This window comes from Rickettsia endosymbiont of Urophora cardui (assembly GCF_964030725.1).
Taxonomy (GTDB): domain Bacteria; phylum Pseudomonadota; class Alphaproteobacteria; order Rickettsiales; family Rickettsiaceae; genus Rickettsia.
In genome coordinates, this window is the sequence record NZ_CAXIPY010000007.1 from 149,443 (window position 1) to 174,693 (window position 25,251).

Below are 25,251 nucleotides of genomic sequence, written 5' to 3' on the forward strand. Positions count from 1 at the left end.
AAAAAATCGTTAACAATAGCTCCATATCAAAATTAGACCAACACAGAAATGTATCAGTAAAAATTAACATAACTTATTAATTTTTATTGAAAATCTTAGCAATTTGTTGTCAAAACTCTATCCCATTACAAATGATCAGGATTTGAAGTGTTTTTGGCGGATAGACTAGGTAACAGAAATGCAAATAGAGAAGAATAAAAAAATAAATGAAGCAATAGATTTGCTGATAAAAGGCGGAGTAGATTTAAAAACAGTACTAAGTCAGAATGGATTAATCTCTCAGGGTTTAATTCCCCGAAGCTCTGCTTCGTGATATCATAAGAAACAACTAAAACTTTTTTAGATACCTCGTAGCTCTGCTGCGAGGAGCATCATTTAAGGAATTAACCAAGGGTATTTTAGAGCGAGCACTGCATGCTGAGATGTCAGAACATTTAGGTTATAGCAAGTATGATAGAGCTGAAACTGAGAATGCGAGGAATGGTAGTTTTAGTAAGAATCTGATTAGTGAGAATGGTACTATAGAGCTAAATGTTCCAAGAGACAGACAAGGTAAATTTGAACCTATAATAGTCTCAAAGAAACAAACAAGAATAGATGGCTTAGACCAAAAGATAATATCCTTATATGCGAAGGGTATGAGTGTGTCTGATATTAAAACACAATTGCAAGAATTATATGGAGCTGAGATCAGTGAGAGCCTAATCAGCAGGATTACAGATGAAGTAATAGATGAGGTCAAGATTTGGCAGAGTAGACCGCTTGAATCAGTATACCCTATAGTATATTTTGACTGTTTAGTAGTGAAAGTAAGACAAGATAAACTTATTATTAATAAATCAGTATATGTAGCTTTAGGCATAGATTTATCTGGCAGAAAGGATATTTTAGGCTTATGGATAAGTGAGAATGAAGGAGCTAAATTTTGGCTTGGTAATTTTACTGAGATGAAAAATAGAGGAGTAAAAGATATCTTAATTGCTTGTAGTGATAATCTAACTGGTATGTCTGATGCTATTGCATCAGTATACCCGAAAACTGAACATCAAATTTGTATTGTCCATCAGATCAGGAATAGCCTCAAATATGTATCATATAAAGATAGAAAGCAATTAGCAGCGGATTTGAAACTAATCTATACTTCTGCTACTGAAAAAGAAGCAGAATTAGCTCTTGAGTCATTTGATCAAAAATGGAGTAAGCAATATCCGCATATAGCTAAATCTTGGTATAATAATTGGGATAATTTGATAATTTTCTTGCAATATCCAAAGGAGATTCGTAAGATTATTTACACTACAAATGCGATAGAATCGCTGAATAGCCAATTGAGAAAAGTTACTAAGAATAAACGCATCTTTCCAAATGATGACGCAGTATTTAAGGTTTTATATCTGACAATTGATTATATTACCAAAAAATGGTCTATGCCTATCCCCAAATTGGAATGAAGCTATGGCTCATTTTATGATCAAATTTGATGGTAGAATTTTGACTAACGAATATTAGAATTACCCTCAACGAACATTAAAATTACCTATAAAAAAGAAGTAACTATGGACAGTAAAATCGAATAAAAATTTATTTTTAAATATTTAAATATTATTCGAGAATTACTGATGACATGTACAAATAACCAAGTAGGTATTTTAATGCAAAAGATCAAAAAATATAATCAGATAATTTCTGCTGCAAAAGCAGGTATGAGTGTAAAAACGGCACGTAAGTATTTACGTATTAATAAGTATCCAAGCGAATTACGCACAATACGTAAATATAGGACACGTAAGGATCCATTTGTGAAGCACTGGGATGAAATAGAATCAATGCTAGAATCAGCACCGGAGTTGCAAGCAACTACCATATTAGCATATTTGACAGAAAAGTATCATGGGAATTATAATGGGAAGCAATTACGCTGTTTGCAGAAAAGGTTGATAGTGGACTAATGGTATGGACCTCCTGATATAGAGAATGAAAAGCAGTTGCTAATCTTCTAGGGTTAATATTTAACATATTAAAACAACAATTAAGGAGGTCCATATGGAGGTTACTACAATTGGTATAGATATTGCAAAAAGAATTTTTCAAATTCATGGTGTAGATAAAAATGGCAAGACAGTATTAAAGAAAAAATTGATGAGAGATCAGGTTTTGACATTTATGGCTAATTTACCACAATGTTTAGTAGGGATGGAAGCTTGTGGTGGTTCTAGTTATTGGGCAAGAGAAATAACTAAATTAGGGCATGAAGTAAAACTAATGGCACCGCAATTTGTCAAACCATATGTTAAAACTAATAAAAATGATCAAGCAGATGCTGAAGCGATATGTGAAGCCGTGACAAGACCTAATATGAGATTTGTTGCAATTAAAACTATAGAGCAACAAGAAATTTTATCAATACATAGGGTAAGAGAGAGATTGGTAAAAAATCGTACAGCACTTGCTAATGAAATTAGGGGGCTACTACATGAGTTTGGTTTTATTGTTCCTCAAGGCATTAATAAGGTTATCACAAAATTAATTGAGATTTTAGATGCAGGGAAATTAAGCCAGTTAAGTTATCAAACATTTAGTGAACTAAAAGAAGAATTCTTAGATAATAACAGAAAAATAAAAGAGATAGAAAAACGATTAACAATGATAGCAAGTAACCTAACTCAATATCAACGATTAAGAGCTATACCTGGTCTTGGTTTAATTACTGCTACTGCTTTAATAGCATCAATAGGTAATGCTACAAGTTTTGAGAATGGCAGGCAATTATCGGCATGGCTAGGATTAGTGCCAAGACAACATTCAAGTGGTGGGAAGGATAAGCTGCTGGGAATTAGCAAGCGAGGTGATGTATACTTACGCACTTTATTAATTCAAGGGGCTAGAGCTGTACTAAATGCCAAGATAAGATTTACATCGGAAGAACAGAAATCTAAAAAAGATTTTAGCCAATTTACGAAATGGATGTTTAATTTATCTGAGCGAAGTAGCCATAATAAAACGACAGTTGCCATAGCTAATAAGTTGGCAAGAGTGGTGTTTGCTGTACTAAGATCAGGAGATGATTATGTAGAGAGTAAAGTTTGTAGCTAAAGAGTGTGTAGCATAGCACTTATAAGTAAAATAAATGGTGATTTATATAATGAATAGGTAAAAGCAAAACAATATGTAAGAGATTCCAACCCGAAATATGCTTGAGATAATTAATATTGATGGTAAATAAGACAAACCTTAGCTTACAAAAAAACTGCGTTTTTCAGTGGCTCTTTTAGAAGCCGATGGACTGATAAGTATATAGTTTGTAAGCCAGCGAATTCCATCAGGGCTGTAGAATAAATTAGGTTGATTTATCAGCTATAAGCCGGATACATGACTGCATTTGTTTGTTTTTATTATTGATGTTATTTTTTTCTTGCATTCTACAGGAGGTCCATACATGAAAAATCAAGACAAAAAAATGAGTAGAGTCTTTTGCAATGATTGTGTAAATTTTTGTTGAGCCTATATTAGAAGTAATTAAAAATATAGGTAACAGAAATGCAAATAGAGAAGAATAAAAAAATAAATGAAGCAATAGATTTGCTGATAGAAGGTGGAGTAGATTTAAAAACAGTACTAAGTCAGAATAGATTAATTAAGGAATTAACCAAGGGTATTTTAGAGCGAGCACTGCATGCTGAGATGTCAGAACATTTAGGTTATAGCAAGTATGATAGAGCTGAAACTGAGAATGCGAGGAATGGTAGTTTTAGTAAGAATCTGATTAGTGAGAATGGTACTATAGAGCTAAATGTTCCAAGAGACAGACAAGGTAAATTTGAACCTATAATAGTCTCAAAGAAACAAACAAGAATAGATGGCTTAGACCAAAAGATAATATCCTTATATGCGAAGGGTATGAGTGTGTCTGATATTAAAACACAATTGCAAGAATTATATGGAGCTGAGATCAGTGAGAGCCTAATCAGCAGGATTACAGATGAAGTAATAGATGAGGTCAAGATTTGGCAGAGTAGACCTCTTGAATCAGTATACCCTATAGTATATTTTGACTGTTTAGTAGTGAAAGTAAGACAAGATAAACTTATTATTAATAAATCAGTATATGTAGCTTTAGGAATAGATTTATCTGGCAGAAAGGATATTTTAGGCTTATGGATAAGTGAGAATGAAGGGAAGTTCTATAATTAAATGATGCTCCTCGCAGCAGAGCTACGAGGAGCATCATTTAAATATAGATATATCATGGCTCATTTAACGATAGATGAAAGATTTAAAATATACGAAATGAATAAGAGTGGTTATAGCTCGCGATATATAGGGACAAAGATTGGCCGTGATAAAAGCACTATATGTTATGAACTCAAGAGAATGAGGCATAATTATAGACCAGATAGGGCTAACACACTTGCTTGCAGTTTAAGGCAAGGTAAGAGAAAAAGAAAATTAGATATTGATAATAATTTACGAGCAGAAATAATAAAGCAGTTAACACAGGGTATTTCACCAGATATAATTTCAGGTAGACGTAAACTATCACGAGATACTGTCAATATTTCTACAGAGAGTATATACCAGTTTATTTATACATCTCCTATAGCACAAAGGCAAAAATTATATTTATCTTTAGCAAGAAAAAGGAAAAATAGGTTGCATCATGGTACAAGAATCAGAAACAAAAGAATTACAATACCAAATCGAGTTTCCATTACTGAAAGACCAGAGATAAATAGAAAGATAGCAGCAATAGGTCATGTATAAGGTGATTTAACTTTTAACAAAGGTAATCAAAGTCGTAATATAGGCGCTCTTGTGGATATCAGAACACAAAAAGTGTTTCTCACGTTAAACCGTTCAAAAAGAACACAAGATGTGATTGGTAACATGAATAAAAAACTTAAACAATTGTCGCATATAATCAAAAGCATAACGTTAGATAATGGCAAAGAATTTACCAATCATGAACAACTATTGCCAAAATCTGAACGAAAAGTATATTTTTGCAATCCTTATTCTCCATGGCAAAAACCATTGATAGAGAAGATTAACTCAATGGTGCACAGAGTATACTCTAAATCTTTAGATATAAAAAAAATGATGCTCCTCGCAGCAGAGCTACGAGGTATCTAAAAAAGTTTTAGTTGTTTCTTATGATATCACGAAGCAGAGCTTCGGGGAATTAAACCCTGAGAGATTAACAATAAAGCAATTACAAGAAATTGAGGATTTTTTAAATAGTCTATCCGCCAAAAACACTTCAAATCCTGATCATTTGTAATGGGATAGAGTTTTGACAACAAATTGCTAAGATTTTCAATAAAAATTAATAAGTTATGTTAATTTTTACTGATACATTTCTGTGTTGGTCTAATTTTGATATGGAGCTATTGTTAACGATTTTTTATCGTTCATCTAGTTTTTGCATGATGATATTTTTGATTTATGTGGAGTTAGACACGATTTGTAAATGATTTGCAATGCATCGTAAATTCAAACCAATAGCAGAGATTATTGGATTGATAATATCTCCTATCATACCTTTCAAGAAGTTTCTACCCATCCGACCATATTGCTTTAAGTGACCTATTATTGGTTCTATGGCACTGCGTCTCTTGATCATAGACTTGTCCTCTTGTAACAACTTCTTCCGCGTTTTTGGGGTATATACCTTACTCTTCTCCTTTACATTGCTACCACTATACCCAAGATCAACAAATGATTTCTTTATCTTGATTCCAGTGACACTCTCTACTGCTTCAAAGCTCTGATGCAATGTATGACCATCATAAGGATTATTATGAAACGATTTTGCGGATAAAACAAAATTTCTACGACCACTTACTACTACCGCTACTTTATTGCCAAACTCATATGGCTTGTTGCGTTTTCCCTTTCCTATACACTCTACTTCAGGGGCATGAAAACTATATAATACTTTGTTATCTTCTTTATATTGCTTTTTAGCTTCTCTTTTTAAAACAGATTGGTTATGTATTTGTTTTATTTTTTGCAATACTTCTTGATTTTTGAGAGACAAGTTTAATTGCTTATTTTTGATCTCACGCTCACATACTCTAATCAAACGACCCAGTAATATTTTTAAATGCTTCATTATTTTCCAACGCTTCTTGGCTTTACTATGTTCTTTATATTTCCATAGCTTTACTATATCGCGTTTATAGGTTCTAGCGTATGTTTCATTCAAATGTATACCCAAACTGTTGCAAAGCTTTACTATGCTAAGCCTAGCTTTATCCATTAAATAAACATCGTGTGGGTGTTTGATATTCTTAATTTGTACAGTCGTATCAGCGATGATTAATTCCAAATCTTTTTTTTTAATTGTGTTAGTTTTTATCCCAACCCTGATCAACTCCGATAATATCTCATTATATCCAGCTTCACCTAATACACTACGAAACCGTCGTATACTAGTTTCCGAGATAGCTATGTCTTTTTCTATATATTCCCACCCGCAGAAATACTGCCAATACATATTCTCTTTTAGCTCTTCCTCTGATAATGAATCTGAAAAATTATACATTGCTTGTAGCATCGTTATGCCAAGCATCACTCTATGACATTTTCTATTTCTACCAAATTTCTTAATACAAACATTTTTTGATAACCACTCTTCGAGCCTAGACCAATTTATTAATTCTCTTAATTTATATAGCTTATTATTTGGGTTTAATTCTTCTTTTAATTTATAACCAAACAGTTTCCCTTGTTCTTGCGATTTGATAATGTTGTCTATTGGCATTGACTGAAATCCATAAGGTTTATGACCATATTTTATCATTTTCTTACGGATTGTTGTATTACTTCTTGTCTTAAAACCATATTATCTATAAGGCTTGTAGAGTTTTGGCGGACGGACTATTTAAAAAATCCTCAATTTCTTGTAATTGCTTTATTGTTAATTTTTTTATATCTAAAGATTTAGAGTATACTCTGTGCACCATTGAGTTAATCTTCTCTATCAATGGTTTTTGCCATGGAGAATAAGGATTGCAAAAATATACTTTTCGTTCAGATTTTGGCAATAGTTGTTCATGATTGGTAAATTCTTTGCCATTATCTAACGTTATGCTTTTGATTATATGCGACAATTGTTTAAGTTTTTTATTCATGTTACCAATCACATCTTGTGTTCTTTTTGAACGGTTTAAAGTGAGAAACACTTTTTGTGTTCTGATATCCACAAGAGCGCCTATATTACGACTTTGATTACCTTTGTTAAAAGTTAAATCACCTTCTAAATGACCTATTGCTGCTATCTTTCTATTTATCTCTGGTCTTTCAGTAATGGAAACTCGATTTGGTATTGTAATTCTTTTGTTTCTGATTCTTGTACCATGATGCAACCTATTTTTCCTTTTTCTTGCTAAAGATAAATATAATTTTTGCCTTTGTGCTATAGGAGATGTATAAATAAACTGGTATATACTCTCTGTAGAAATATTGACAGTATCTCGTGATAGTTTACGTCTACCTGAAATTATATCTGGTGAAATACCCTGTGTTAACTGCTTTATTATTTCTGCTCGTAAATTATTATCAATATCTAATTTTCTTTTTCTCTTACCTTGCCTTAAACTGCAAGCAAGTGTGTTAGCCCTATCTGGTCTATAATTATGCCTCATTCTCTTGAGTTCATAACATATAGTGCTTTTATCACGGCCAATCTTTGTCCCTATATATCGCGAGCTATAACCACTCTTATTCATTTCGTATATTTTAAATCTTTCATCTATCGTTAAATGAGCCATGATATATCTATATTTAAATGATGCTCCTCGCAGCAGAGCTACGAGGTATCTAAAAAAGTTTTAGTTGTTTCTTATGATATCACGAAGCAGAGCTTCGGGGAATTAAACCCTGAGAGATTAAATACTGATGCAATTAATGATCGTTTACGTAACATAGCTTTATCTTCTAATGCTAGTAAATAATTCTTCATATCCTTGCGAATATTAGTTATCATTCTTAAATTTCTAGAATAGAGTTTAAACCATAACTCTTTACAAATATACGCTTTATCACCAAATACCTTACCTGTTATCTTCTGAGTTATAGATTCAAGAACAGATAAATCAGCTCTATTTGCTTTTGTTATTTTAACAGCTATAATCTCTGATTAATGATTAAATGTCATTTAAATCCCATAAACCAACCATAACTAGTCCGTCCGCCAAAACTCTAAAAAATATCACTTGTGTCACTAATTTCCAAAAATAGTGCGATTTTAGAGCAAATTACTCTAATTTTGAGGGCTAATTTTAAATTTTTCTATGAAAAAACACACTATTTCTCAAAATGTACTCAATGTTCTCATTGCCATTTTTTCGTATTTCCATAAGCTTTTCATATAAAACCTTTCATTTTCTTATGGATTTTACTATGCATTTTTGCCTTAAAACCCTATTGCCTATAAGGCTTTTAGAGTTTTGGCGGAGAGACTAAATAATTTACCAAGAAAAGTGCTCGGTTATAAAACACCCAATGAGGTATGGGAAGAAAATATAAATCTGGCTTAATTAATACTGGAATTTACCCTATTAAAGCAGTAGCAGTAATTAAACCAAGACCAGGTATAGCTCTTAATCGTTGATATTGAGTTAGGTTACTTGCTATCATTGTTAATCGTTTTTCTATCTCTTTTATTTTTCTGTTATTATCTAAGAATTCTTCTTTTAGTTCACTAAATGTTTGATAACTTAACTGGCTTAATTTCCCTGCATCTAAAATCTCAATTAATTTTGTGATAACCTTATTAATGCCTTGAGGAACAATAAAACCAAACTCATGTAGTAGCCCCCTAATTTCATTAGCAAGTGCTGTACGATTTTTTACCAATCTCTCTCTTACCCTATGTATTGATAAAATTTCTTGTTGCTCTATAGTTTTAATTGCAACAAATCTCATATTAGGTCTTGTCACGGCTTCACATATCGCTTCAGCATCTGCTTGATCATTTTTATTAGTTTTAACATATGGTTTGACAAATTGCGGTGCCATTAGTTTTACTTCATGCCCTAATTTAGTTATTTCTCTTGCCCAATAACTAGAACCACCACAAGCTTCCATCCCTACTAAACATTGTGGTAAATTAGCCATAAATGTCAAAACCTGATCTCTCATCAATTTTTTCTTTAATACTGTCTTGCCATTTTTATCTACACCATGAATTTGAAAAATTCTTTTTGCAATATCTATACCAATTGTAGTAACCTCCATATGGACCTCCTTAATTGTTGTTTTAATATGTTAAATATTAACCCTAGAAGATTAGCAACTGCTTTTCATTCTCTATATCAGGAGGTCCATACCATTAGTCCATTATATGTTTCAACCTTTTCTGCAAACAGCGTAATTGCTTCCCATTATAATTCCCATGATACTTTTCTGTCAAATATGCTAATATGGTAGTTGCTTGCAACTCCGGTGCTGATTCTAGCATTGATTCTATTTCATCCCAGTGCTTCACAAATGGATCCTTACGTGTCCTATATTTACGTATTGTGCGTAATTCGCTTGGATACTTATAGCTAACGCGGAAAGGTTTTTACCATAGTTTTTGTATTTACTCACATATTCACCAGATTTAAATCCTATTAAACATTGCTGGACTAACTTTAAAAACTGTTTACGTAAAATTATTGATCAATGCCTAAGTTTTTCCTAATCTGTGGTAGAAACATTTCCGTGTTAGCTATATGTTCTAACTCACGTATGGCTAACTCCTGTAGATAATCTATATATGTTTTCTTTTCTTGCTCAAAGCTTTCTGCAACTGATTTATAGCGGCTTTGTTGCATAAATAAAATTTGTAGAGCAAGAGTGGTGATAATCTGGTAAGATGTCCTGAATTAAAAATAATCCAGATTATATGAGATCTCGGAAGAAAGCCCCTTTTAGTAAATCACGCAAGTATTCTAAATATAAAATAACGAATTGGTCAGAATATAATAATTTTTTACGCAATAGGGGTCGCATAGATTTTATGATTGCCAGTGATTTGGCGATTGGCTGGTATGCTGATTACAGAGAGGAAATGAAACGAGGAAGACCTAGACGCTATAGTGATCACGCTATATTACAGTGTTTGAAGATCAGATGCTTATTCGGTCTTAAGTTACGCCAAACCCAAGGCTTTATAAACTGGCTCTTTGAAATATCGGGTTTATCTATTAGATGTCCAGACTATACAACATTAAGTAAGCGTATGAAGTCATTAGATCTTAGGTATTTACATGGAAATCAAGATAAAGAATTTAGTTGTATTTCAATGGATAGTACAGGGATACAAGCCTACACAGGGAACGAATGGCTAGAAAATAAGCATGGTAAGCAATATAAGCGTCGCATATGGAAAAAGCTACATATCGTTATAGAAGATCAAGGTATGATACTTGCCGATAGTACCACAGAGCATACTATAGATGATAGATCACAGATTGGACTACTAATAGCTAATGTCAGAGCCAAGGATTTTCTGGGAGATCGAGGGTATGACGGTGAATCTACATATCAATTGTTGAGAAAGAAGAAGATAAAACCAGTTATTAGACCCCCAAACTCTTCAGTAAAAGTTCAATCGCTTAGGGATAAAACTGAGAGAGATGCAGCTGTTATATATCAACAAAACAAAGGATACCAAGCATGGAGGGTAAAGAATAATTATGGTAGAAGGGAGCGTGTAGAGAACACGTTCTTTCGATTTAAAACTTCTTTTGGTAGTAAGTTTCTATCAAGACATGATCAAAATATGACAAAAGAAATGTCTATTAAATGCCACTTATTAAACAAAATGTTTGAAATTGGTAAACCTATCTCTGTGCCTGTTGGCTAGGCTAGCATTGCGGGGTTAGGGGCAGTATATTCAAAAGCTTATTTATGCAACAAAGCCGGTGGGAATATATAGAAAAAGACATAGCTATCTCGGAAACTAGTATACGACGGTTTCGTAGTGTATTAGGTGAAGCTGGATATAATGAGATATTATCGGAGTTGATCAGGGTTGGGATAAAAACTAACACAATTAAAAAAAAAGATTTGGAATTAATCATCGCTGATACGACTGTACAAATTAAGAATATCAAACACCCACACGATGTTTATTTAATGGATAAAGCTAGGCTTAGCATAGTAAAGCTTTGCAACAGTTTGGGTATACATTTGAATGAAACATACGCTAGAACCTATAAACGCGATATAGTAAAGCTATGGAAATATAAAGAACATAGTAAAGCCAAGAAGCGTTGGAAAATAATGAAGCATTTAAAAATATTACTGGGTCGTTTGATTAGAGTATGTGAGCGTGAGATCAAAAATAAGCAATTAAACTTGTCTCTCAAAAATCAAGAAGTATTGCAAAAAATAAAACAAATACATAACCAATCTGTTTTAAAAAGAGAAGCTAAAAAGCAATATAAAGAAGATAACAAAGTATTATATAGTTTTCATGCCCCTGAAGTAGAGTGTATAGGAAAGGGAAAACGCAACAAGCCATATGAGTTTGGCAATAAAGTAGCGGTAGTAGTAAGTGGTCGTAGAAATTTTGTTTTATCCGCAAAATCGTTTCATAATAATCCTTATGATGGTCATACATTGCATCAGAGCTTTGAAGCAGTAGAGAGTGTCACTGGAATCAAGATAAAGAAATCATTTGTTGATCTTGGGTATAGTGGTAGCAATGTAAAGGAGAAGAGTAAGGTATATACCCCAAAAACGCGGAAGAAGTTGTTACAAGAGGACAAGTCTATGATCAAGAGACGCAGTGCCATAGAACCAATAATAGGTCACTTAAAGCAATATGGTCGGATGGGTAGAAACTTCTTGAAAGGTATGATAGGAGATATTATCAATCCAATAATCTCTGCTATTGGTTTGAATTTACGATGCATTGCAAATCATTTACAAATCGTGTCTAACTCCACATAAATCAAAAATATCATCATGCAAAAACTAGATGAACGATAAAAAATCGTTAACAATAGCTCCATATCAAAATTAGACCAACACAGAAATGTATCAGTAAAAATTAACATAACTTATTAATTTTTATTGAAAATCTTAGCAATTTGTTGTCAAAACTCTATCCCATTACGAGTCTTTTGCAATGATTGTGTAAATTTTTGTTGAGCCTATATTAGAAGTAATTAAAAATATAGGTAACAGAAATGCAAATAGAGAAGAATAAAAAAATAAATGAAGCAATAGATTTGCTGATAGAAGGCGGAGTAGATTTAAAAACAGTACTAAGTCAGAATGGATTAATTAAGGAATTAACCAAGGGTATTTTAGAGCGAGCACTGCATGCTGAGATGTCAGAACATTTAGGTTATAGCAAGTATGATAGAGCTGAAACTGAGAATGCGAGGAATGGTAGTTTTAGTAAGAATCTGATTAGTGAGAATGGTACTATAGAGATAAATGTTCCAAGAGACAGACAAGGTAAATTTGAACCTATAATAGTCTCAAAGAAACAAACAAGAATAGATAAAAGATAATATCCTTATATGCGAAGGGTATGAGTGTGTCTGATATTAAAACACAATTGCAAGAATTATATGGAGCTGAGATCAGTGAGAGCCTAATCAGCAGGATTACAGATGAAGTAATAGATGAGGTCAAGATTTGGCAGAGTAGACCTCTTGAATCAGTATACCCTATAGTATATTTTGACTGTTTAGTAGTGAAAGTAAGACAAGATAAACTTATTATTAATAAATCAGTATATGTAGCTTTAGGAATAGATTTATCTGGCAGAAAGGATATTTTAGGCTTATGGATAAGTGAGAATGAAGGAGCTAAATTTTGGCTTGGTAATTTTACTGAAATGAAGAATCGAGGAGTAAAAGATATCTTAATTGCTTGTAGTGATAATCTAACTGGTATGTCTGATGCTATTGCATCAGTATATCCGAAAACTGAACATCAAATTTGTATTGTCCATCAGATCAGGAATAGCCTCAAATATGTATCATATAAAGATAGAAAGCAATTAGCAGCGGATTTGAAACTAATCTATACTTCTGCTACTGAAAAAGAAGCAGAATTAGCTCTTGAGTCATTTGATCAAAAATGGAGTAAGCAATATCCGCATATAGCTAGTCCGTCCGCCAAAACTCTACAAGCCTTATAGATAATATGGTTTTAAGACAAGAAGTAATACAACAATCCGTAAGAAAATGATAAAATATGGTCATAAACCTTATGGATTTCAGTCAATGCCAATAGACAACATTATCAAATCGCAAGAACAAGGGAAACTGTTTGGTTATAAATTAAAAGAAGAATTAAACCCAAATAATAAGCTATATAAATTAAGAGAATTAATAAATTGGTCTAGGCTCGAAGAGTGGTTATCAAAAAATGTTTGTATTAAGAAATTTGGTAGAAATAGAAAATGTCATAGAGTGATGCTTGGCATAACGATGCTACAAGCAATGTATAATTTTTCAGATTCATTATCAGAGGAAGAGCTAAAAGAGAATATGTATTGGCAGTATTTCTGCGGGTGGGAATATATAGAAAAAGACATAGCTATCTCGGAAACTAGTATACGACGGTTTCGTAGTGTATTAGGTGAAGCTGGATATAATGAGATATTATCGGAGTTGATCAGGGTTGGGATAAAAACTAACACAATTAAAAAAAAAGATTTGGAATTAATCATCGCTGATACGACTGTACAAATTAAGAATATCAAACACCCACACGATGTTTATTTAATGGATAAAGCTAGGCTTAGCATAGTAAAGCTTTGCAACAGTTTGGGTATACATTTGAATGAAACATACGCTAGAACCTATAAACGCGATATAGTAAAGCTATGGAAATATAAAGAACATAGTAAAGCCAAGAAGCGTTGGAAAATAATGAAGCATTTAAAAATATTACTGGGTCGTTTGATTAGAGTATGTGAGCGTGAGATCAAAAATAAGCAATTAAACTTGTCTCTCAAAAATCAAGAAGTATTGCAAAAAATAAAACAAATACATAACCAATCTGTTTTAAAAAGAGAAGCTAAAAAGCAATATAAAGAAGATAACAAAGTATTATATAGTTTTCATGCCCCTGAAGTAGAGTGTATAGGAAAGGGAAAACGCAACAAGCCATATGAGTTTGGCAATAAAGTAGCGGTAGTAGTAAGTGGTCGTAGAAATTTTGTTTTATCCGCAAAATCGTTTCATAATAATCCTTATGATGGTCATACATTGCATCAGAGCTTTGAAGCAGTAGAGAGTGTCACTGGAATCAAGATAAAGAAATCATTTGTTGATCTTGGGTATAGTGGTAGCAATGTAAAGGAGAAGAGTAAGGTATATACCCCAAAAACGCGGAAGAAGTTGTTACAAGAGGACAAGTCTATGATCAAGAGACGCAGTGCCATAGAACCAATAATAGGTCACTTAAAGCAATATGGTCGGATGGGTAGAAACTTCTTGAAAGGTATGATAGGAGATATTATCAATCCAATAATCTCTGCTATTGGTTTGAATTTACGATGCATTGCAAATCATTTACAAATCGTGTCTAACTCCACATAAATCAAAAATATCATCATGCAAAAACTAGATGAACGATAAAAAATCGTTAACAATAGCTCCATATCAAAATTAGACCAACACAGAAATGTATCAGTAAAAATTAACATAACTTATTAATTTTTATTGAAAATCTTAGCAATTTGTTGTCAAAACTCTATCCCATTACAAATGATCAGGATTTGAAGTGTTTTTGGCGGATAGACTAAATACTGCGTCATCATTTGGAAAGATGCGTTTATTCTTAGTAACTTTTCTCAATTGGCTATTCAGCGATTCTATCGCATTTGTAGTGTAAATAATCTTACGAATCTCCTTTGGATATTGCAAGAAAATTATCAAATTATCCCAATTATTATACCAAGATTTAGCTATATGCGGATATTGCTTACTCCATTTTTGATCAAATGACTCAAGAGCTAATTCTGCTTCTTTTTCAGTAGCAGAAGTATAGATTAGTTTCAAATCCGCTGCTAATTGCTTTCTATCTTTATATGATACATATTTGAGGCTATTCCTGATCTGATGGACAATACAAATGTGATGTTCAGTTTTCGGGTATACTGATGCAATAGCATCAGACATACCAGTTAGATTATCACTACAAGCAATTAAGATATCTTTTACTCCTCGATTCTTCATTTCAGTAAAATTACCAAGCCAAAATTTAGCTCCTTCATTCTCACTTATCCATAAGCCTAAAATATCCTTTCTGCCAGATAAATCTATTCCTAAAGCTACATATACTGATTTATTAATAATAAGTTTATCTTGTCTTACTTTCACTACTAAACAGTCAAAATATACTATAGGGTATACTGATTCAAGAGGTCTACTCTGCCAAATCTTGACCTCATCTATTACTTCATCTGTAATCCTGCTGATTAGGCTCTCACTGATCTCAGCTCCATATAATTCTTGCAATTGTGTTTTAATATCAGACACACTCATACCCTTCGCATATAAGGATATTATCTTTTGGTCTAAGCCATCTATTCTTGTTTGTTTCTTTGAGACTATTATAGGTGCAAATTTACCTTGTCTGTCTCTTGGAACATTTAGCTCTATAGTACCATTCTCACTAATCAGATTCTTACTAAAACTACCATTCCTCGCATTCTCAGTTTCAGCTCTATCATACTTGCTATAACCTAAATGTTCTGACATCTCAGCATGCAGTGCTCGCTCTAAAATACCCTGGGTTAATTCCTTAATCTCTTAGGGTTTAATTCCCCGAAGCTCTGCTTCGTGATATCATAAGAAACAACTAAAACTTTTTTAGATACCTCGTAGCTCTGCTGCGAGGAGCATCATTTACTTCTAATATAGGCTCAACAAAAATTTACACAATCATTGCAAAAGACTCAGATTATCACCACTCTTGCTCTACAAATCTTATTTATGCAACAAAGCCAGAAAAAGCGGGTTGTACTCTTATTTATCTACCGGTCTATTCTCCAGATTTAAATTCTATTGAACACTGTTGGGCTAATTTTAAAAATTACTTGAGAAAAATTAATGATGCTCCTCGCAGCAGAGCTACGAGGTATCTAAAAAAGTTTTAGTTGTTTCTTATGATATCACGAAGCAGAGCTTCGGGGAATTAAACCCTGAGAGATTAAAAACTTTAAAGATTTTCGTGATGCAATAACGGCAGCAATGGTAAAAACCTTCCCGTGTTAGCTATAGTCAGAAAAATTAGAATTTTTGTCAAAACTTCAGATTTAAGTATTTTGATAAATACTAAGAATCTCAAAATCTTGCCCTCTTAAAAAGAACTTTTCTGGCAACGTAATTTTTGCTACAAAATTTTTCACTGATTTATTTGATAAATATATTGTAGCTGTAGTGTTACTCTGCTCGTCGTTATTTATACGTGCTGATAGTAGAATAATTATTTGTTCTAATTCTTCGTCATTTTTAGGGTAGAGCTGTAAATCAAATTGCTGATTGCCAGTTGCATTTTCAATTGATGAAAAGCTTTTAGCAGTGATTTTAATACCGCCCTCATCTTTAATGATATCGCAATTAACAACTACTAGACTTTTGACGTCAAGTAGATGTACATAATCTTTTAAAACCTCTTCACTAAAAATACTTAACTCAAATATATTTTCAGGATCAGAAAGCACTAAGGTAACAAATCTACCTCTTGCTGACATACGAGAATCTTTCTTTTGTATTACACCAGCAATCATTACTCTATTAGTACCATCAGGCAAATTATTATGTAAATCAGCAGAGCTTAAGATATTTAGACGATTAAATATTTCTTTATATTCTGTTAGTGGGTGATTTGAGATAAATAGCCCCATAGCTTCAAACTCATAAAAAGCTAAAGTATTTTTATCAGCATAATCACTTGAAACTAATATTTCTTTGCTTAAGCTGGAGACTTTAATTAAACTAAATTGATTAGATGCCTGTTCTTCATGATAAGAAACTGAATATGCAAGAAGCTTAGAAATGCTTGAAAACAATTGCAATCTATTATCATGTAATTCGTCAAAACAGCCAGCTTTAATTAGATTTTCAAGTAATTTGCTGTTGATAGCTTTTGGTGGTAATCTCTCAATAAAATCAACGATCGATTTAAAAGCACCTCTTGCCTTTCTTTCATCTGTTACTAGCTTACCAAAATTCGGCGTGACTCCCTTTATAGCTCCAAGTGCGAAAATTATAGAACTATCAATGTCATACCGCGGCTTGACCGCGGTATCTTTTAATTGGTCTCCATGGATACCGCGGTCAAGCCGCGGTATGACAGACTTTACACTAAAATACCCACCTGAAATATTAATATTCGGTGCAATGATTTTTATATTATGATCTTTTGCTTCTTGCAGGAATAAATTAATTTTATCGTGATTATTTAGTTCAAGATTTAAGCACGCAACTACGAATTCTGCTGGATAATTAGCTTTAAGATATGCTGTTTGATATGAAATAACCCCGTAAGCTGCGGCATGTGCCTTGTTAAAACCATAACCAGCAAATTTAGCAACAGTGGTGAAAATAGATTTAGCTTGAGCCTCAGAAATATTATTAGCTATTGCACCTTTAACAAAAATTTCTTCTTGTTGTTCCATCTCGGCTTTAATTTTCTTACCCATGGCTCTGCGAAGCAAATCAGCCGCTCCTAGCGTATAACCAGCTAAAACTTGAGCAATTCGCTGCACTTGTTCTTGATATATCACTACTCCATAAGTTTCTTCTAAGATAGGCTTTAATAACTCATGCAAATAATCAGGCTGCTGTAATTTATGCTTACAAGCTATATAGGTTGGAATATTTTCCATAGGTCCAGGGCGATATAACGCACCAAGAGCTATTAAGTCATGTATGGAGTCAGGTTTAAGGCGTCTAAGTGCATCTTTCATCCCAACACTTTCAAACTGGAATACACCGACTCCTTTACCTTTACATAACATTTGATAAGTTTTTTCATCATCAAATGTCATATCGTTAAAATCTATTTCTATATTTTGTTCTTTTAACAATTTCTTACAATCGGTAATAACAGTTAAAGTTTGCAGCCCAAGAAAATCGAACTTAATTAAACCAGCCAGCTCACAATATTTCATAGAGTAGCCGACTACCAGCATATCGGAATTAGCATCTTTGTAGACAGGTACTATATCAACTAAATCAGTACCGGCTATTACAATTCCTGCTGCATGTGTTGAGGAGTGGCGATGCAGCCCTTCAAGAATTAATGAGGTATCAAGTACTAGCTTAATTAATTCTAGTTCACCCTCTAAATTATATAATCCGTTACCTTTAGCAGCATTGGCAAGCTCTGGTACTTCTCGTATTGCCTGCTCAAGCGTAACGGGGTTTATTGCACTAAATGGCACTAATTCAGTTAGATAATCTGCAAATTTATATGGCAAGCTTAGTACTCGTGCAACATCCTTAATTACAGCCTTTGCCTGCATTTTACCGAAAGTTATAATTTGTCCTACTCTATTATTACCATATTTAGAACGTACATAATTAATAACTTCTTCTCGTCTTTCCTGACAAAAATCAATATCGAAGTCAGGCATTGAAATACGATCTGGATTTAAAAATCTTTCAAATAATAGACCAAACTTAATAGGGTCAAGATCAGTAATAAGCAAGCTCCAAGCAACAACTGATCCTGCTCCTGAACCTCTGCCTGGTCCTACTAAAATACCCTGCTTTTTACTCCATTTTATAAAGTCGGATACGATCAAAAAATAACCAGCAAAATTCATACTGCATATAATATTTAGCTCGTAATCAAGGCGAGCAAAATACTCAGTTTTAATACTTTCTTGGTGTTCTATGGAAATATGTTCAGATTTGAATTTTGTATCAAGTCTTGCAAGTAATCCGTCTTTTGCTGCTTTTCTAATTAGATCAGTTTCACTAATGTCTTTAGTAGCAAAATTAGGAAGCATTGGAGGATTTGTATGGGCAGCAAAATAACAACGCTGTGTTAAATTTACTGTATTTTCGATAGCACTAGGTAGATCGGCAAAAAGCTCGATCATTTCCTTTGCTGATCTGAAATAACAATTCTCACTAACTGTTTTACGATCAGGATATTCTTTAGTAACACCGGCAGAAATACATAATAATACATCATGTGCATCATGCATGCTTTTGTTGCTGAATAGTACTTTATTAGTAGCAACAAGCGGAATATTGAATTGTGATGCTATTTTAATATAATTATCTTCAATAAGCTGCTCTTCTGGTAGATCGTGCCTCATAATTTCAAAGTAGAAACGATCTCCAAAAATTTCTTGCAAGTTTCGTGCAAACATTTCAGCTTGTTCTTCTTTATTAGCAAGCAAACACTTTCCTATAACGCCTTCAGTATAACAACATAATGCTATTAATCCCTCTTGATGTTCTTTTAAATCCTCAAAAGTAATATGGTTGCATATTTTACGATCATTTGTGGTAAAGGTGATACTGGATAGTTTAAGCAAATTTTTATAGCCAGTTTCATCTTTAGCTATCAATAATATTTCTGCAAAAACGTTTGCTTCATATTGTATATTTAAAATAACTCCGTGAATAGGCTGCAAACCTTTCTTTATTGCATATAAAGCAAACTCTAGCGATCCAAATAAATTCTCTTTATCTGTTAAGCAAATAGCAGGCATTTTATAAGAAGAGGCAAGTTCTACTATTTTTTCAGTAGTTAATGCACTCGCTAAGAAAGAATAGGAACTTTGCGTTCTTAAATGTATAAATTCAGTTTGCATTTTTAATTAGTGTTAAAGTGTATAAATCATCATTGCGAGCGAGTGAAATGAGCGTGGCAATCTCATGAAATAATACGGGATAACAACTCCTGAGATTGCCGCGTCGTCTACGACTCCTCGCAATGACGTTGTTGGGGCTAAATCTTACTTCCTACTGTATAATATCTAAAGCCTATGCTCTCCACTTCATCAGCTTTTAAGATATTCCGTAGATCAATAATTATAGGTGTTTTTACCAAGCTATAAATTTTCTGCCAATCAAGTGCTTGAAATTCGCTCCACTCGGTAGTAATAATTATAGCATCAGAAGAATCACAAGCTTTGATTGCAGAATCTAGATATAACAAATTTTCATTTTGAAAAGTTTTTTGAGAATTTTCAAGACCCATGGGATCGAACGCCTTAACGTATGCCCCTTTATCTAATAAATTTTTAATGATCTCAATTGCAGGACTTGCTCTAACATCATCAGTACCGGCTTTGTAGGTTAAGCCTAAAACTGCTATATTTTTACTTTTTAAATCTTCAGCTAATAAAGTAGCTATCTTATCTACCATTAGGCTCGGACGTTCTTTATTACTTCTAATCACTGCTTCAAGAATTTTAGAATCTATGTGATTATTCTTAATGATACTATTTAATGCCAAGATATCTTTTGGAAAACATGAGCCTCCAAAGCCAGGTCCAGCATTTAGAAAGGCTGTTCCAATTCTTTTATCAAGCCCTATCACTTTAGATAAATTTTTAATATCAGCCCCAATTTTTTCGCATAAATTAGCCATCTCATTAATAAAAGTAATTTTAGTAGCTAAAAAACTATTTGAGCCATATTTAATAAGTTCTGCTGTAACTAAATCAGTTACTACTAATTCTGCTCCATTATCCGTTAAAGGCATATAAATCTTTCGTAATATATCCTCTGATTCTTTATTATTTACACCAATCACGATACGATCAGGATATAAAAAATCTTCTACAGCATTTCCTTCACGTAAAAATTCCGGATTTGATGCAACATTAAATGAGAAACCTTTTTCTTTTAAATAATTAATGATATTATTACAACTATTTGGTGGTACAGTTGATTTGATAACTATTAAACAATCTTTGTTTATATGTAGAGAAATTTTATCTATTGCCTCATAAACATAACTTAAATCGGCTTCGCCTGATTCTTTAGAGGGGGTACCGACTGTTATAAATACTGCTTCGGTATTTTTAAGTTCCTCGTTATAAAAGCTAGTAAACTTTAACCTTTCATGTTCCAAAGCTTGCGTAAAATATTTATCAAGTTTAGTTTCATAAATTGGTAAAATTTTCTTATTTAACTTGGAGATTTTGGCTTCATCATTATCAAGACAAGTGACATTATGACCTAGATAGCTCATCATAACACCTGAAACTAATCCCACATAGCCGCTACCAATAAATGTAATATTCATAATTTTTGATGATTTTTTCTAGATTATACTTTATATTTAACAAATATTACAAGTCTAAAACTTGCGTTATCTTTTAATCGATTTATAAACTCGAATGAATTTTCTCAAAAAAGCTTTTATTAGTATTTTTACAACTTTTGCTGCATTGTTTCTAGTTGCATATTTAATTTTTTATAGTGCAAATCATGGACATATGAATAAGCCTTTAAAAAGAATAATTGAATTTTATTTAAGTGAAAATGATATCAAAGCTGTAATAGATGACTTAAATTTTAAAGAAAATCACTTAATAATTAATAAAATTTCTCTATATCTTATAGATAATGCTGAAGGGGAAATTAATGACCTTGATATTACTTTAAATTTCAAAAATCTATTTTCTAATTCATTAATAGAAGCATATTTTAATGTAGCTCAATTTTCGGTAATATCAAATAATAAGGAAGAAATTATAAATACTCAAATAAATGGTGATTACTCCTTAAATATATTCCAAAGAAATATTTTAACTAACATAAACCTAACTTCAATAAAAAGTGATATTTTAACAGATGAAAAAGGGGCAGGGCTGCCGCTTGGAAAAGCTATATGTGTTTATAAAACTAGCAATACAAAAAATAACCCTAAAATAGCTGATTGTAAGCTGAATTTTGGGAACAAAGCTTCTTTATCTTTAAATAGTAAAGTAACCGATAAAAACATAGATGCAAATGCCAATATAGTAAATATTCCTCTGATAATTTACCAAACAGTAGAAAAAATTATTCCTAACAATCCTGTGATATCATATTTGCGGGAGCATATAAAACAAGGTCACATTCAAAATGGCGAATTAAGCATTAAACTAGATAGAAAATTTTTAAAAGAAAATATTTTAGAAGATGATAATTTAAAAGCAAATTTGCATATATCAAATTTTGAATATAAATATCATAAAGATTTACCTGCTTTAACTAAAGTTGATACTAATGTAGTTATTTCAGGGGCAGAGGTAAAATTCTTGATTAACGAGGCTTATAGCGGTAACAGCGTTTTATCTAATGGTATTATGATTTTTAAATGGGAAGGACCTCTTAAGTCACAATTTGTTTTTAACGCTACTGCTAAAGGTGAAATTAGTGATTTAGTTGATTTTATCCCAAATGATGCATATCAGAATATTAAAAATGAAGATATTGATTTGAAAGGAATTAAAGGAAATGCCAATTCAATAATAGAGATAATAATTCCTATTAATTCTGAAATCGATAATAGCTATAATGTTATCTCAACATTAACTGATATAAATTTTAATACTTTAAGTAATAATATATTATTACAACAAGGAGAAGCAAAAGGTGTTTTTAAAGATAATCAATTAAATATTACTGGTAAGGGTAAAATCAATAACTATGTAAGTAATTTTACTTATGACCACGATATGGTAGATGAAAACAATAATTGCCTGCTTAAAATAAAAAGTAATATTACAGCAAATAATAAAAGTTTTGGCATATTAAAATTAATGTCAGGTAGTGCTGTTTTAGATTTTGAGTATAAGAAACAAAATAACAATACAACTATTGATCTTAATTCTAACCTTGATAATTTAGAGTTTTATATAGATAAAGTAGCTATCCACAAACAGTTGCGTAAAAAAGCTAATTTAAATATCCATACTAAATTAAGTGATAAGGGTTCAGATAAGAATATCGAATTTAATCTATCAGGAGATGATAGTTTAAAAATTAGTGGTAATATCTTAGCTAAGAAAGATACTTATAATATATCCTTGCTCTCCATCAATCATAAAAATACAAGATTAAGCGGAAAAATAACTATGGATAGTCATAATCTAAATACTGAAATTTATGGAAGCGTATTAGATCTTTCAAACTCTAATATGATGGAGTTTTTACAAAAAGATGGTGATTCCACACGTAATGTAATGTTAAAAACTAACATATATAAAATTTTATTAAAAGATAATGTAATTTTAGATAACTTTGATTTAGCGATTAAATGTGATAAAGTATGCTGCTTCTCTGGTTTTCTAAATAGCAATATTTCTAATAATGGAAAAGTGAGGATGTCTCTTACTGCACAAGAAAGCTATGAACAATGGTTAATTGAGTCAGATAATGCTGGAGCATTACTTAAAGGGCTTGGGATATACAGCTCTATGCAAGACGGTTATGCTAAAATTAACTTAAATACTAGAAGATATAAAGTTAAAAAAGGCGATATAATACCAATATTAGATGGTAAATTCTATATAACACGTTTTGCCTTAACCGATACTCCTTTTTTAACAAGATTAGTTTCTTTCGTTTCAATACCTGGTCTTCTTAGCTCGATAACCAATAATAAGAATATTTCATTTGAAGATATGAACGGTAATTTTAGTTATCAAGGAAACGTAATTACATTATCCGGTGCAGAAGCACACGGACCATTTTTTGACTTCACTATGAAAGGTAATATTGATACCAACCAAAAATTAATTCAAATTAAAGGTAACGTTATTCCTTCATTTTTCTTCATTAGTAGTATTGTAACTAAAATACCGGTAGTAGGTAAGATATTTTCTAAGGTCGCACCTTATTCTTTAAAAATACAATATAAATAATATGTTTTTGATAAAGAAAATAAGTACAGATAAAATATATTTACTTGGGATTTTGCTCTTAGGTCTAATTTCCGGTTTCACGTTTAATTTAATTTTTTTTACCGTTCCGTACCAATTATCCGAAGCAAGATATACAACCGATATAATAGGTTTAATATCGCTTGCTGCTTTTCCTTATTGTTTAAAGGTTGTATGGTCTCCCGTTATTGATAAATATTCTATTCCTTTTTTATGTTCTAAATTTGGAGCAAGACGTGGCTGGGCAATAGCATCACAGCTATGCCTAATTTTAGCGATGACCGGATTTTTAAGCTTTAGCCCTTGTGATAATATATATATTACAGCCACTATATTATTTATTATCTCTTTTGGTGCGGCTACTCAGGATATTGTACTTGACGCATACCGCATTGAGAGACCTACTTCAAAAAAAGAACTTTCTTTAGCGTTTACTTTCGGCAGTATAGGATTCCGGCTTGGGATGTTACTTGGTAGCGTCGGTGCTTTATATATATCGGTTATTTTTGATTGGAGTACTGTTTATAAATTAGCTATTTGCATTACTCTTCTTGGACCTATGATTGTTTTATGCATTAAAGAACCAAAGCCAAAACAACAATCTTATAGAACAAAAGATTTAATAAATCTGAAACAATATTTTGAAGTTATTAAAAGCAGCATTATATCCTTGAAAAACGAACAACGGCATTTATTGTTAATCATGCTGTTTGTTTTTTTATATAAAGCCGCTGATTCTATACCTATGGCTATGAGTTCACCTTTGTTATTAGATTTAAGTTTTACTACTCATGAAATAGCTTTTATTTACAAGGCTTACGGGTTGCTTATCATGATAGTAGGAGGAGCGTTAGGCGGAATTTTATCAACAAAAATCGGTATATTACGCAGCGTTTTAACCGGAGGCGTTATTCAATTACTTTCACCTCTTATGTTCATGATCCTTGCTATTGTCGGATATAACGTAAAGATATTTATCATAACTATTACTACGCAAAATTTTTGCATTGGTTTTGCTGGAACTATTATCTCTATATATTTTGCAAATCTCTGTAATAGTGAATTTATTGCTACCCAATATTCTATTATAGCATCTTTTAGCTCGGTTAGTCGTATTGTTTTAGCTGCTCTTGGTGGCATTTGTGCAAAATATCTTCTTTGGTCTTTATTCTTTTTTTGTAATACGTTATTTAGTATGTTATTTATACTGGTCTTCTTTAAAGTGTATGGTAAGAAAATATAGAGTATCGCCAATAGCAAATTACTTAGGTAATTCGCTATTGGCGTAGAGTAAAGATAAATTTATCCCTATTCCTAATAATTAAATGTTTTCTACTTCCTGACCTAACATATTCACATTTGATTCTTGTGAGTTGTTTACAGTA

15 protein-coding genes and 7 pseudogenes are annotated in these 25,251 nt (G+C 32.2%); 13 read left to right on the forward strand and 9 right to left on the reverse strand.

The window, feature by feature from the left end:
- Nucleotides 1-178 precede the first annotated feature (178 nt).
- The 6 genes and pseudogenes from AAHI98_RS14660 to AAHI98_RS18835 all read left to right on the forward strand — a co-directional run bounded on the left by AAHI98_RS14660 (nucleotide 179) and on the right by AAHI98_RS18835 (nucleotide 5,278).
- Complete coding sequence (locus AAHI98_RS14660; RefSeq protein ID WP_342224747.1) at nucleotides 179-313, forward strand: hypothetical protein; 135 nt, start codon at nucleotides 179-181, stop codon at nucleotides 311-313.
- Between the two features lie 64 nt (nucleotides 314-377).
- Nucleotides 378-1,509 (forward strand): annotated as a pseudogene (locus AAHI98_RS14665) (IS256 family transposase); the annotation flags it as partial.
- 110 nt (nucleotides 1,510-1,619) lie between these two features.
- On the forward strand, nucleotides 1,620-1,949 hold the full coding sequence (locus AAHI98_RS14670) for a hypothetical protein (protein ID WP_342224746.1): 330 nt from the start codon (nucleotides 1,620-1,622) through the stop codon (nucleotides 1,947-1,949).
- A 94-nt stretch (nucleotides 1,950-2,043) separates the two neighbouring features.
- Nucleotides 2,044-3,093, forward strand: coding sequence for an IS110 family RNA-guided transposase (locus AAHI98_RS14675; protein WP_342224642.1), 1,050 nt, complete (start codon nucleotides 2,044-2,046; stop codon nucleotides 3,091-3,093).
- Between the two features lie 444 nt (nucleotides 3,094-3,537).
- Nucleotides 3,538-4,185 (forward strand): annotated as a pseudogene (locus AAHI98_RS14680) (IS256 family transposase); the annotation flags it as partial.
- Between the two features lie 60 nt (nucleotides 4,186-4,245).
- A pseudogene (locus AAHI98_RS18835) lies at nucleotides 4,246-5,278 on the forward strand (IS30 family transposase).
- Nucleotides 5,279-5,440: 162 nt separating this feature from the next.
- Here AAHI98_RS18835 and AAHI98_RS14695 read toward each other — a convergent pair.
- From AAHI98_RS14695 to AAHI98_RS14720, 6 genes and pseudogenes are all read right to left on the reverse strand, one after another.
- Nucleotides 5,441-6,802, reverse strand: a complete 1,362-nt coding sequence (locus AAHI98_RS14695; protein WP_342224717.1) for an IS5 family transposase — start codon at nucleotides 6,800-6,802, stop codon at nucleotides 5,441-5,443.
- A gap of 46 nt (nucleotides 6,803-6,848) precedes the next feature.
- The gene (locus tag AAHI98_RS14700) at nucleotides 6,849-7,772 is read right to left on the reverse strand and encodes an IS30 family transposase (RefSeq protein ID WP_342224957.1); all 924 of its coding nucleotides are present in this window, start codon (nucleotides 7,770-7,772) and stop codon (nucleotides 6,849-6,851) included.
- 113 nt (nucleotides 7,773-7,885) lie between these two features.
- Nucleotides 7,886-8,193 (reverse strand): annotated as a pseudogene (locus tag AAHI98_RS14705) (transposase); the annotation flags it as partial.
- 366 nt (nucleotides 8,194-8,559) lie between these two features.
- Nucleotides 8,560-9,240, reverse strand: a pseudogene (locus AAHI98_RS14710) (IS110 family RNA-guided transposase); the annotation flags it as partial.
- Nucleotides 9,241-9,334: 94 nt separating this feature from the next.
- Entirely contained in the window at nucleotides 9,335-9,490 is a 156-nt protein-coding gene (locus tag AAHI98_RS14715; RefSeq protein ID WP_342226312.1) for a hypothetical protein, read from the reverse strand.
- A gap of 169 nt (nucleotides 9,491-9,659) precedes the next feature.
- Nucleotides 9,660-9,821, reverse strand: coding sequence for a hypothetical protein (locus AAHI98_RS14720; protein WP_342226313.1), 162 nt, complete (start codon nucleotides 9,819-9,821; stop codon nucleotides 9,660-9,662).
- Nucleotides 9,822-9,892: 71 nt separating this feature from the next.
- On the opposite strand from AAHI98_RS14720, the gene AAHI98_RS14725 reads away from it, so the two are divergent.
- From AAHI98_RS14725 to AAHI98_RS14745, 4 genes and pseudogenes are all read left to right on the forward strand, one after another.
- Nucleotides 9,893-10,855 (forward strand): IS5 family transposase, encoded by a 963-nt coding sequence (locus AAHI98_RS14725; RefSeq protein WP_342224734.1) that lies wholly within the window; start codon nucleotides 9,893-9,895, stop codon nucleotides 10,853-10,855.
- A 44-nt stretch (nucleotides 10,856-10,899) separates the two neighbouring features.
- Nucleotides 10,900-11,946: an IS5 family transposase gene (locus AAHI98_RS14730; RefSeq protein ID WP_342226314.1), complete on the forward strand. Its 1,047-nt coding sequence runs from the start codon at nucleotides 10,900-10,902 to the stop codon at nucleotides 11,944-11,946.
- A 239-nt stretch (nucleotides 11,947-12,185) separates the two neighbouring features.
- Nucleotides 12,186-13,117 (forward strand): annotated as a pseudogene (locus AAHI98_RS18840) (IS256 family transposase); the annotation flags it as partial.
- A gap of 79 nt (nucleotides 13,118-13,196) precedes the next feature.
- On the forward strand, nucleotides 13,197-14,558 hold the full coding sequence (locus AAHI98_RS14745) for an IS5 family transposase (RefSeq protein ID WP_342224717.1): 1,362 nt from the start codon (nucleotides 13,197-13,199) through the stop codon (nucleotides 14,556-14,558).
- A gap of 204 nt (nucleotides 14,559-14,762) precedes the next feature.
- On the opposite strand, the pseudogene AAHI98_RS14750 reads toward AAHI98_RS14745, so the two are convergent.
- Nucleotides 14,763-15,770, reverse strand: a pseudogene (locus AAHI98_RS14750) (IS256 family transposase); the annotation flags it as partial.
- Between the two features lie 137 nt (nucleotides 15,771-15,907).
- Between AAHI98_RS14750 and AAHI98_RS14755 the strand changes: the two are divergent.
- Nucleotides 15,908-16,120, forward strand: coding sequence for a transposase (locus AAHI98_RS14755; RefSeq protein ID WP_342226668.1), 213 nt, complete (start codon nucleotides 15,908-15,910; stop codon nucleotides 16,118-16,120).
- Nucleotides 16,121-16,279: 159 nt separating this feature from the next.
- Here the strand turns inward: AAHI98_RS14755 and dnaE are convergent, their stop codons facing one another.
- Together dnaE and AAHI98_RS14765 are read right to left on the reverse strand one after the other, a co-directional pair.
- Entirely contained in the window at nucleotides 16,280-19,798 is a 3,519-nt protein-coding gene (gene dnaE, locus AAHI98_RS14760) for a DNA polymerase III subunit alpha (RefSeq protein ID WP_342226317.1), read from the reverse strand.
- A gap of 137 nt (nucleotides 19,799-19,935) precedes the next feature.
- Nucleotides 19,936-21,240: a UDP-glucose dehydrogenase family protein gene (locus tag AAHI98_RS14765; protein WP_342226318.1), complete on the reverse strand. Its 1,305-nt coding sequence runs from the start codon at nucleotides 21,238-21,240 to the stop codon at nucleotides 19,936-19,938.
- Nucleotides 21,241-21,334: 94 nt separating this feature from the next.
- On the opposite strand from AAHI98_RS14765, the gene AAHI98_RS14770 reads away from it, so the two are divergent.
- Both AAHI98_RS14770 and AAHI98_RS14775 read left to right on the forward strand, forming a co-directional pair.
- Entirely contained in the window at nucleotides 21,335-23,848 is a 2,514-nt protein-coding gene (locus AAHI98_RS14770) for a YhdP family protein (RefSeq protein WP_342226319.1), read from the forward strand.
- Between the two features lies 1 nt (nucleotide 23,849).
- The gene (locus AAHI98_RS14775) at nucleotides 23,850-25,109 is read left to right on the forward strand and encodes an MFS transporter (protein ID WP_342226320.1); all 1,260 of its coding nucleotides are present in this window, start codon (nucleotides 23,850-23,852) and stop codon (nucleotides 25,107-25,109) included.
- Nucleotides 25,110-25,251 lie beyond the last annotated feature (142 nt).

Excerpts from the sequence above, each read along its gene's own strand:
- AAHI98_RS14670 (WP_342224746.1), top strand. The coding sequence starts at position 1,620 with ATGACATGTACAAATAACCAAGTAGGTATTTTAATGCAAAAGATCAAA.
- AAHI98_RS14730 (WP_342226314.1), top strand. The coding sequence starts at position 10,900 with ATGCAACAAAGCCGGTGGGAATATATAGAAAAAGACATAGCTATCTCG.
- AAHI98_RS14695 (WP_342224717.1), bottom strand. The coding sequence starts at position 6,802 with ATGATAAAATATGGTCATAAACCTTATGGATTTCAGTCAATGCCAATA.
- AAHI98_RS14675 (WP_342224642.1), top strand. The coding sequence starts at position 2,044 with ATGGAGGTTACTACAATTGGTATAGATATTGCAAAAAGAATTTTTCAA.
- AAHI98_RS14775 (WP_342226320.1), top strand. The coding sequence starts at position 23,850 with ATGTTTTTGATAAAGAAAATAAGTACAGATAAAATATATTTACTTGGG.
- AAHI98_RS14700 (WP_342224957.1), bottom strand. The coding sequence starts at position 7,772 with ATGGCTCATTTAACGATAGATGAAAGATTTAAAATATACGAAATGAAT.
- AAHI98_RS14725 (WP_342224734.1), top strand. The coding sequence starts at position 9,893 with ATGAGATCTCGGAAGAAAGCCCCTTTTAGTAAATCACGCAAGTATTCT.
- AAHI98_RS14745 (WP_342224717.1), top strand. The coding sequence starts at position 13,197 with ATGATAAAATATGGTCATAAACCTTATGGATTTCAGTCAATGCCAATA.
- AAHI98_RS14765 (WP_342226318.1), bottom strand. The coding sequence starts at position 21,240 with ATGAATATTACATTTATTGGTAGCGGCTATGTGGGATTAGTTTCAGGT.
- AAHI98_RS14770 (WP_342226319.1), top strand. The coding sequence starts at position 21,335 with ATGAATTTTCTCAAAAAAGCTTTTATTAGTATTTTTACAACTTTTGCT.
- AAHI98_RS14660 (WP_342224747.1), top strand. The coding sequence starts at position 179 with ATGCAAATAGAGAAGAATAAAAAAATAAATGAAGCAATAGATTTGCTG.
- AAHI98_RS14720 (WP_342226313.1), bottom strand. The coding sequence starts at position 9,821 with ATGCAACAAAGCCGCTATAAATCAGTTGCAGAAAGCTTTGAGCAAGAA.
- dnaE (WP_342226317.1), bottom strand. The coding sequence starts at position 19,798 with ATGCAAACTGAATTTATACATTTAAGAACGCAAAGTTCCTATTCTTTC.